Origin of the sequence: Burkholderia sp. Bp8984 (assembly GCF_003853755.1) — a bacterium.
In the GTDB taxonomy this organism is placed as follows: Bacteria; Pseudomonadota; Gammaproteobacteria; order Burkholderiales; family Burkholderiaceae; genus Burkholderia.
Genome location: NZ_QTQN01000006.1, coordinates 229,855 through 237,555 on the forward strand (window position 1 = coordinate 229,855; position 7,701 = coordinate 237,555).

Consider the following 7,701-nt stretch of genomic DNA (forward strand, 5'->3'; position numbering starts at 1 on the left):
CCGCGCGGCCGTAACCTCCGCACTGCTCCGGATGTGAACCGACCCGCGATGCCGTTGACGGGCAGCGCGGGCCGTCGCACGTCCGCCGGCCGCGTTACGCGGGCTGCGCCTCGTACAGCTTCACGCACGCGGAGAAGTCGAGCGTGCCGAGCCCGTGCTGGCTCATCGACTGATAGAGCTGCTGCGCGAGCGCGCCCATCCACACCGGCTGCCGTGCGCTGCGCGCGGCTTCGGTCGCGAGCCCGAGATCCTTCAGCATCAGGTTCGCGGCGAAACCGCCCGAGTAGCCGCGCGCGGCGGGTGCCGCGTCGTTCACGCCCGGATACGGGTTGTAGGTGTCCGAACTCCAGCAGCGGCCGGTCGACGTGTTGATGATGCCGGCCAGCACGGCCGGATCGATGCCGAGCGCGGCGCCGAGCGCCATCGCTTCGGCCACGCCCATCATCGAGATGCCGAGCAGCAGGTTGTTGCAGATCTTCGCGATCTGCCCGGTGCCCGTGCCGCCGCAATGCACGACGTTCTTCCCCATGTCGAGCAGTACCGGGCGGATGCGCTCGAACAGCGCGCCTTGCGCGCCGACCATGAAGGTCAGCGTGCCGGCCTGCGCGCCGCCGGTGCCGCCCGACACCGGCGCGTCGGCGAACGGGAAGTCGCGCTGCGCGGCGGCGTCGGCCACCGCGCGCACGGTGCCCGGATCGATCGTGCTGCAGTCGACCAACGTCGCGCCGGCACGCGCGCCGGCCAGCACGCCGTCGTCGCCGAGGTAGACCGCGCGCACGTGCTGCGCGGCCGGCAGCATCGTGATCACCAGCGACGCGCGGGCGGCCGCGTCACGCGGCGACGCGGCCGCCGTCGCGCCCGCGCGCACCGCCGCGTCGACCGCGTTCGCGTCGAGGTCGAACACCGTCAGCGCGTGGCCGGCCTTGAGCAGGTTGGCGGCCATCGGGCCGCCCATGTTGCCGAGTCCGATGAATGCGATTTCCATGTGCAGGCTTCCTTGATCAGCGCAGCGCGATCGTCGTGTTCACGCCGCCGGCCGTCGCGTCGTCGTCGAACCAGCGCGCGGTGACCGTCTTCGTCTGCGTGTAGAACTGCACGACCTGCTTGCCGTACGGGCCGAGATCGCCGAGCTTCGAGCCGCGCGAGCCGGTGAAGCTGAAGTAGGGGACCGGCACCGGGATCGGGATGTTGATGCCGACCTGGCCGATGTCGATCTCGCTCTGGAACTTGCGCGCGGCCGCGCCGCTCTGCGTGAACAGGCCGACGCCGTTGCCCATCGGGTTGCGGTTGACCAGCGCGATCGCGTCGTCGAGCGTGTCGGCTTCGAGCACGACCACCACCGGCCCGAAGATTTCTTCCTGATAGATCGACATGTCGGTCGTCACGTTCGAGAAGATCGTCGGGCCGACGAAGTTGCCCTGCTCGTAGCCGGGCACCTTCACGTCGCGGCCGTCGAGCAGCAGCGTCGCGCCTGCCTTCACGCCCGCGTCGATCAGCGACAGGATGCGGGCCTTCGCCGCCTTCGACACGACCGGACCGACGTCCGTGCCGGCTTCGGCGCCGGCGTTGACCTTCAGCGCCTTCGCCTTCTCGACCAGCTCGGGCAGCCAGTCGCGCGCCTGGCCGACCAGCACGACGACCGACGTCGCCATGCAGCGCTGGCCGGCCGCGCCGAAGCCTGCGCCGACCAGCGCGTTGATCGACTGCTCGCGGTGCGCATCGGGCAGCACGACCGCGTGGTTCTTCGCGCCCATCATCGACTGCACGCGCTTGCCGTGCTGGCTGCCGAGGTTGTACACGTGCGTGCCGACGCGCGTCGAGCCGACGAACGAGATCGCCTTGATGTCCGGGTGCGTGCACAGACGGTCGACCGCGGTCTTGCCGCCGTGCACGACGTTCAGCACGCCCTGCGGCACGCCGGCCTCGATCGCGAGTTCGACGAGCTGCATCGTCGACAGCGGATCCTGTTCGGACGGTTTCAGCACGAACGTGTTGCCGCACACGATCGCCATCGGGAACATCCACAGCGGGATCATGCCGGGGAAGTTGAACGGCGTGATGCCCGCGCACACGCCGATCGGCTGGCGCAGCGTGTAGGTGTCGACGCCGCCCGCGACGTTCTCCGCGAATTCGCCTTGCTGCAGCGTGCCGATCGAGCACGCATGCTCGACCACTTCGAGGCCGCGGAAGATGTCGCCCTGTGCGTCGGGCAGCGTCTTGCCCTGCTCGGCCGTCAGCGTGTGCGCGATCCGTTCGAGATTGCGGCGCACCAGGTCCTGGAACTTCAGCATGATGCGCAGCCGCGCGCCGATCGGCGTCGTCTTCCAGGTCTGGAACGCGCGTTGCGCGGACGCGATCGCGGCATCGACCTCGTCGAGCGTCGCGTACGGCACGCGGCCGATCACTTCCTGCGTCGCGGGGTTGACGATGTCGCCCCATTCGGCGCTTTGCGATTCGACGAACGCGCCGTCGATCAGCAGCTTGGCGGTGGGCAGGGCGAGGGTGGTCTGGGGAACTGCGGCGTTCATGGAACTCTCCGGGAAACGGTGATGCGAAGAAAACACGTGGGCTGCGTCCGTCGCGCGTGCGGCCACGGCGGACGGCAGGTCGAACTGAAATCGGGGCGATGCGGATCGCTGCGGGCCGATGCTTACGCACGCGCCGGACGCATCGACGCAGTACACGCGAGCGCGAACACGCCGAAGCCGACGAGGTACGCGATCACGTAGTGCGGCTGGCCGCCGCCGGCCTTGAGCAGCGACGTCGCGATCATCGGCGCGAAGCCGCCGCCGATCACGCCGGCGAGCTGCACCGACAGCGAGATGCCGCTGTAGCGGATTTCCGCCGGGAACTGCTGCGCGAACAGCAGCGACTCCGGCGCATACAGGATCGGGAACACGATGCCGAGGCCGAGCACGATCGCCCACCATGCGGTCGACGTCTGCTGCGTGCCGAGCATCAGGAAGAACGGCGCCGCGAACAGGCACATCAGCACGAGGCCGATCGCGAACATCCGGCGCTGGCCGATGCGGTCGCTGAGATGCCCGCACAGCGGCATCGTGACGAGCGACAACGCCGCGCCGGCCGTGATCGCGTGCAGCATCTCGGCCTTCGGCAGATGCAGCTGCTGCGTCGCATACGCGAGCGCGAACGTGACGACCATGTAGAACCAGGTGTTTTCCGCGGCGCGTGCGCCGACGATCGTCAGCACCTCGCGCGGATGGCGGCGCAGCGCGGCCGTCACCGGCGACTTCTCGGCCTTGCCCTGGCGCTGCATCTTCTCGAAGTCCGGCGACTCGGGCACCTTCGCGCGGATGAACCAGCCGAGGCCGACCAGCGCGATGCTCGCGAGGAACGGCACGCGCCAGCCCCACGACAGCATGTCGGCTTCCGGCAGCGCGGCCACCGCGGCCATCGCGACCGACGACAGGATCAGCCCGAGCCCGACGCCCGTCTGCGGCAGGCTGCCGAACAGCCCCTTGCGGCCCTTCGGCGCGTGCTCGACGGCCATCAGCACCGCGCCGCCCCATTCGCCGCCGACCGCCATCCCCTGAAGGAAGCGCATCGCGATCAGCAGCGCGGCGGCCCAGTAGCCGATGCGGTCGTACGACGGGATCAGCCCGATGATCATGCTCGGCACGCCCATCAGCAGCAGCGTGATCATCAGCATCGACTTGCGGCCGATGCGGTCGCCGAAGTGGCCGAACACGATGCCGCCCATCGGCCGGCCGATGAAGCCGACCGCGAACGTGCCGAACGCGGCGAGCGTGCCGACGACGGGGTCCAGCGACGGGAAGAAGATGCGGTTGAACACGAGCGCGGCGGCCGTGCCGTAGAGGAAGAAGTCGTACCACTCGATCGTGGTGCCGGCCATGCTGGCCCAGCCGGCCAGCAGGTAGTGCCGCGCGGTGCGGGCGGGCGCCGGCGTCGCGATGGCTGCATGCTCATCGAGGGTGGATCGCGTCTGCATGGTGTCTCCGTATTTATTGCCCGCGGCTCATGGTCCGCAGGTCACGGTCGAGTATAGTTATGCGCGGATCCATGATGTACCGACAAGAAAGCCGGTTGGATGTGCATTTATGCATATCGGCACCCGGCCCCGAGACACCTGCTTTTTTTCCCGCCGATGCGACACGCCACCGAGCCGGTTTCCGGCAACCTGAACTGGGACGACCTGCGCTTCTTCCTCGAAGTCGCCCGCACGCAGCGCGCGAGCGGGGCCGCGAAGCGGCTCGGGGTCGACTACACGACCGTCGCGCGGCGCATTCGCGCACTCGAGGCCGCGATGGGTACGCTTTTGTTCGACAAGTCGCGCTCGGGCGGCTTCACGCTGACCGCCGAGGGGCAGCGGCTCGTCGCGTATGCGGACGCGATGGAGACGACCGTGCAGTCCGCGTGCGACCAGGTCGCGAACACCGGCGAGGCGCTGTCGGGCCACGTGCGGATCGGGTCGACCGAAGGGTTCGGCTGCTTTTTCCTCGCGCCGCAGCTCGCGCGGTTTCGCGTCGCGCACCCGCATGTGACGGTCGACCTGCTGCCGGTCCCGCATTTCGTCAACCTGCCGAAGCGCGAGGCCGATCTCGCGATCACGCTCGAGCGGCCCGAACGCGGGCCTTACGTGGTCACGAAGCTGTGCGACTACCAGTTGCGGCTCTATGCGACGCGCGACTATCTGGCGAGTCATCCGCCGATCGCCTGCACCGACGATCTCGCGCGGCATGCGTTCATCAGTTACGTCGACGATCTCGCGTTCAGCAGCGAACTGCTGTACCTGGAGCGCGCGGTGCCCGGCGCGACGGCCGGGCTACGCACGACGAGCGTGATCGCGCAGGTGTTCGCGGCGCTGCAGGGCGGCGCGCTCGCGATCCTGCCGTGCTTCATGGCGGCCACGCAGCCGGCGCTGGTGCCGGTGCTGCCGGACGACGTGGTGGTCACGCGGTGCTTCTGGCTGACGTGTCGCGAGGACCTGCGCAAGCTGCGGCGCGTGACGGCGCTGTGGGATTACCTGCGCGCGGCGGCGGACGCGAACCGGGCGTTGTTGATGGGGGAGTCGGAGCGGCTCCGGTTCGTCGGGGATCCGGAATAGCGGGGCTGGAGGCGGCGGTGATTTGCGCAGCGGGCGGGTCGGGGTTCACGCGGTTCCAGGTGCACCGCGTTGCGGCACACCCGCGGCGGCGTCACGCGAGCGCGGCGAAGGGGCCGCCGCCAGGCAGCCGGCCGCCTGGGCGTGCCTAGGCGTAATAGATTCGCCCGACGTCCGTGTCGCGTAATCGCCCGGTGCGTTCGGCGTCGTCGAGCGCATCGCCGAAATCGCGCGTGCACAGGTCCGGTCGGCCCAATGCAGTGAGGATGCGCGACACGCGCCACGCGGGCAGCCAGTCCGCCCATGCAAGGCGCACGCCGATGAGCAGTGCCAGCATGACGCCCAATGCGAACGGTCCGCCGAGCAGCGTGAGAACGACGAGCGTCGGATCGGAAAATCCGCTGTCGCTGGTCCAGATGCCCAGCAGCATGAGCGGGATCAGGAAACAGGTCATGCCGATGAACATCCATTTCCACGCAAGCCAGAGCGTATGCGTCAGCCCGGCCAACCCGGTGTCGCCGCACGTGTGATCCATGACCATGTGGCGGCGGTCCGGAGACGACAGCGCAAGCAGGCGGCCTCGGCGATCGACCACGGCAACGACGTCGTCGCCGACGTCGAAGCACTGTCCGCCGAGGAAGCCGCGGTACGTGTCACCGCCGATTTCGATTTCGACCGGGAGCTTCGCGAACAGGATCCTGCCGTTTTTCCCGACGGTGACGTAGGCGTTTTCCGATGCAAAGGTCTTGCTGCCGCGGATATTCGCATACGACCATGTCGCCGGATGCTCGACCTTGTCGGCCGCGGCGTTCAAGCTGGCCAGGGCGAGGTCTTCGTCGGCTTGCTGAACCACCAGCGCATTGGCGGCGGCACCGTTGCCGGTGAGCGCCGCGGCAATCGGCACCACGTAGTGCGTGAACCGGTAGCCGAGCGATTTCTTCCGGGCTTCGGGATCGACGGGCGGCATCTGATGGCGCGCAGCGTCCTCCCGATCGGGACGCTCCAGAAAGCGCATCGCGGTGAGCTTGCCTGCTACCAGACGCAGGGATGACGACATAGGCCGGGGCTGAATGTGGTCGGAGTGCGGAGTCTAGCAGCCGGCACTCAACCCGGACAACCGAGCCGATCCGCGAGTTCGTTCAGGTCCTTGACGTCGAAGTCCCACGCGTCATCGGCTTTCAGGTCGGTCGTCTGGTTCGGCCCGTGTTCGGTCGGCCGCAGCACGAACGCGGTGGCGAGCCCGAGTCGCCGCGCGGCGGCCAGATCGCCATTGTGCGCGGCAACCAGGCACAGCTCGGCCGGCTCGAGACCGAGAATCTCGACCGCTTCGGTATAGACCTTCGGCGACGGCTTGTACGCGTGCGCGACTTCGGCGCCGAGAATCGCGTCCCACGGCAGGCCGCCGTGCTTCGCGACGTCGACCATCAGCCGGATATTGCCGTTCGACAGCGGCGCGATCACGTAGCGCCGCTTCAGCCGCTGCAGCGCCGAGACGGAGTCGGGCCACGGATCGAGCCGGTGCCACGCGAGGTTGAGCGCGTCGATCTCCGAGTCGGGCACGCCGTCGATACCATAGCGGTCGAGCGTGCGCACCAGGTTCTCGCGGTGCAGCACGTCGAGCCGCACGTAGCGCCTGCGCCCGCTGCGGATTTCCTCCATCGACGGCGCATATTCGCGGCGCCACGTATCGGCGAATTCGAACGGATCGCGATCCGGCGCGTGGCGCGCCAGGAACGTGGCGGCTTCGCGCGCGACGCCGTTTCTCCAGTCGACGATCGTTCCGAACACGTCGAAAACGAGCGCCTTGATGTCGGCAGGGTTCGTCATGGGATTTTCGTGAAGGTCGGTCGAGGGGGACGCGACGCGCGCCGTGGCGGCAGCGTGCGACGCCGGTTCGAATGACATTGAATCACGTATCCGCGAAGACGGCTGGCGGCGTCGCGGCGATGGCGGCGCGCGGTGCGGCATCGAGGGTGCATGAGGGGGCATGAGGGCGAGGCGGAGCCGGGAAAACCGGTATCGCACCGCCCGTCACGGGCCTTCGGCCATGACCATCGGCACATTCCGGCCCGCGTGCGCGGCGCCTACGCTGGGCAGGTCGCTGGTGCGTGCCGGCGGCGTTCCCCAACCAACCGACAAGGACATGCCATGCCGACCATTTCAGTCTACGGGTTCAATTCGGACAGCGGCCCGAGCGCGTTCGGCGCGCAAGCCACGCGCGACAACCTCAACGAGGACCATCCGACGTGGGCCGTGACGCTGGCCTACACCGCGAGCACCACGACGGCCGTCTTCACGTCGGCCACGGCGTCCGACGCGGATCTCAGGGCCGCGCTGGAGGCGGCGTATCCGCCGGCAAGCTACCACGTGGTTTAGGTATCGCGGGTGCCCGCCCGGGCCGGCCCGGGCGGGGTAGTTCATGTGGCGCAACGCGCGCCGGCGGCTGCGACGCGGGCCGGGTTCGCGCCGCAAGCGCGGCGCTTGCGGACGTGCGGCAATCAGCTCTTGTCGTACGAGAACTGGATGCCCGCGGTGCCGCCGGTTTCGATGAACAGGTTGATGAATGCAGGAACGGTTGCGCTGCGCGCCCAGTCGCGCTGCAGTTCGCAGAACAGCTG

The 7,701-nt window shown here is 68.7% G+C and carries 7 protein-coding genes and 1 pseudogene; 2 read left to right on the plus strand and 6 right to left on the minus strand.

Annotated elements, in window-relative coordinates; translation table 11 throughout:
- Window positions 1-94: 94 nt before the first annotated feature.
- The 3 genes from mmsB to DID98_RS09375 all read right to left on the minus strand — a co-directional run bounded on the left by mmsB (window position 95) and on the right by DID98_RS09375 (window position 3,970).
- Window positions 95-985: a 3-hydroxyisobutyrate dehydrogenase gene (mmsB, locus tag DID98_RS09365; RefSeq protein WP_124524177.1), complete on the minus strand. Its 891-nt coding sequence runs from the start codon at window positions 983-985 to the stop codon at window positions 95-97.
- A gap of 16 nt (window positions 986-1,001) precedes the next feature.
- Window positions 1,002-2,528, minus strand: coding sequence for a CoA-acylating methylmalonate-semialdehyde dehydrogenase (locus DID98_RS09370; protein ID WP_124524178.1), 1,527 nt, complete (start codon window positions 2,526-2,528; stop codon window positions 1,002-1,004).
- Window positions 2,529-2,650: 122 nt separating this feature from the next.
- On the minus strand, window positions 2,651-3,970 hold the full coding sequence (locus tag DID98_RS09375; RefSeq protein WP_124524179.1) for an MFS transporter: 1,320 nt from the start codon (window positions 3,968-3,970) through the stop codon (window positions 2,651-2,653).
- A 156-nt stretch (window positions 3,971-4,126) separates the two neighbouring features.
- Between DID98_RS09375 and DID98_RS09380 the strand changes: the two genes are divergently transcribed.
- Window positions 4,127-5,086, plus strand: coding sequence for a LysR family transcriptional regulator (locus DID98_RS09380; protein ID WP_124521113.1), 960 nt, complete (start codon window positions 4,127-4,129; stop codon window positions 5,084-5,086).
- Window positions 5,087-5,231: 145 nt separating this feature from the next.
- Here DID98_RS09380 and DID98_RS09385 read toward each other — a convergent pair whose 3' ends face one another.
- Entirely contained in the window at window positions 5,232-6,140 is a 909-nt protein-coding gene (locus DID98_RS09385; protein WP_124521111.1) for a hypothetical protein, read from the minus strand.
- A gap of 47 nt (window positions 6,141-6,187) precedes the next feature.
- Window positions 6,188-6,910: a haloacid dehalogenase type II gene (locus DID98_RS09390; RefSeq protein WP_124524180.1), complete on the minus strand. Its 723-nt coding sequence runs from the start codon at window positions 6,908-6,910 to the stop codon at window positions 6,188-6,190.
- A 321-nt stretch (window positions 6,911-7,231) separates the two neighbouring features.
- On the opposite strand from DID98_RS09390, the gene DID98_RS09395 reads away from it, so the two are divergent.
- Window positions 7,232-7,459, plus strand: coding sequence for a hypothetical protein (locus DID98_RS09395; RefSeq protein WP_124524181.1), 228 nt, complete (start codon window positions 7,232-7,234; stop codon window positions 7,457-7,459).
- Between the two features lie 122 nt (window positions 7,460-7,581).
- Here the strand turns inward: DID98_RS09395 and DID98_RS09400 are convergent.
- Window positions 7,582-7,701: pseudogene (locus tag DID98_RS09400) on the minus strand (hydrolase); the annotation flags it as partial.